The organism is Streptomyces sp. NPDC002845 (assembly GCF_053591955.1).
On record NZ_JBSFUU010000259.1, the window covers coordinates 1 to 1,117 of the forward strand.

Sequence of the window (1,117 nt, forward strand, 5' to 3'; positions counted from 1 at the left end):
CCTTGATGACGGTGACGGAGGTGGGGGTGGCGGGCAGGGTGCGGGACCATTTCACCTTCACCGCGCCGATCTTCGGCAGGTTCAGACGGCCACTGTCAGTGATCTTCCAGCGGGCGTTGGCGGTGAACCGGATCGACTGCCGCGTGTCCTTACGGGACTTGAACCGTGGTGCTCCCGCCTTCGGTCCCTTGCGCGTGCCCTTGAGGGAGGCGAAGAAGTTGCGGTACGCCGTCTCGGCGTCCCGCAGGGACTGCTGGAGCACCACTGCGCAGACCTCGCCGAGCCAGGACCGCTCGGCTGTCCGTTTCGCCTCGGTGATCAGCTTCCGGGACAGCTGACCGGCCGTCGGGAACGGTTGTTCGGCCTTTCGGGCGTCTTCACGGGCGCGGACCGCGTCGTTGAACACGACACGGGCGCACCCGAACGCCTTTGCCAACGCGGTCTGCTGACCGGTGTCCGGGTACAGGCGGAAGCTGTACCGAAGCTGCATGACCGTCACCCTACATACTTGGGTTATGGGTGAGATGCAGGAGATCAGAACTGGTCGTCACTGTGCTTTCGTGATGCATGTGCACTTGGTCTTCGTGACCAAGTTCCGGCACAAGGTGTTCACCGATACCCACTTGAGACGGATGGAGGAGATCATGCGGTCGGTGTGCACCGATTTCGAGTGCGACCTGGTGGAGTTCAACGGTGAGAACAACCACGTCCACCTGCTGGTGAACTTCCCGCCCAAGGTCGCCGTGACCAAGCTGGTCAACTCCCTCAAGGGCGTCTCCTCCCGAAGGCTCCGCCAAGAGTTCCCCGACCTGATGCGCCACTACTGGCGGGCCAACAAACTCTGGTCCGGGTCCTACTTCGCCGGAACCGTCGGCGGCGCCCCGCTCTCCGTGGTCAGGCAGTACATCGAACAGCAGAACCGCCGGTGTGAACACCGCCCGGCTCCGCCGGGAGAAGCCCTCGCGACGCTCCGCGCCGCAGGCGAAGAACCGCGGTGTCCGGCGCCGCCGGACCTGAGTCTGCGACGCTCCGCATCGCCACTGTCAGATTCGCTTCACCACCGGCCTGAAGGCCGATGCACTGCGAATGACCTCCGGTAGCACCCTCGCCGAGGACC

General features: G+C 64.5%; 1 protein-coding gene and 1 pseudogene. One reads left to right on the forward strand and one right to left on the reverse strand.

Going from position 1 to position 1,117, the window contains the following annotated elements:
- On the reverse strand, positions 1-490 hold a 490-nt coding region (locus ACWD3C_RS48735), incomplete at its 3' end, for an RNA-guided endonuclease InsQ/TnpB family protein (protein WP_451155295.1).
- 25 nt (positions 491-515) lie between these two features.
- On the opposite strand from ACWD3C_RS48735, the pseudogene tnpA reads away from it, so the two are divergent.
- Positions 516-917 (forward strand): annotated as a pseudogene (gene tnpA, locus ACWD3C_RS48740) (IS200/IS605 family transposase); the annotation flags it as partial.
- Positions 918-1,117 lie beyond the last annotated feature (200 nt).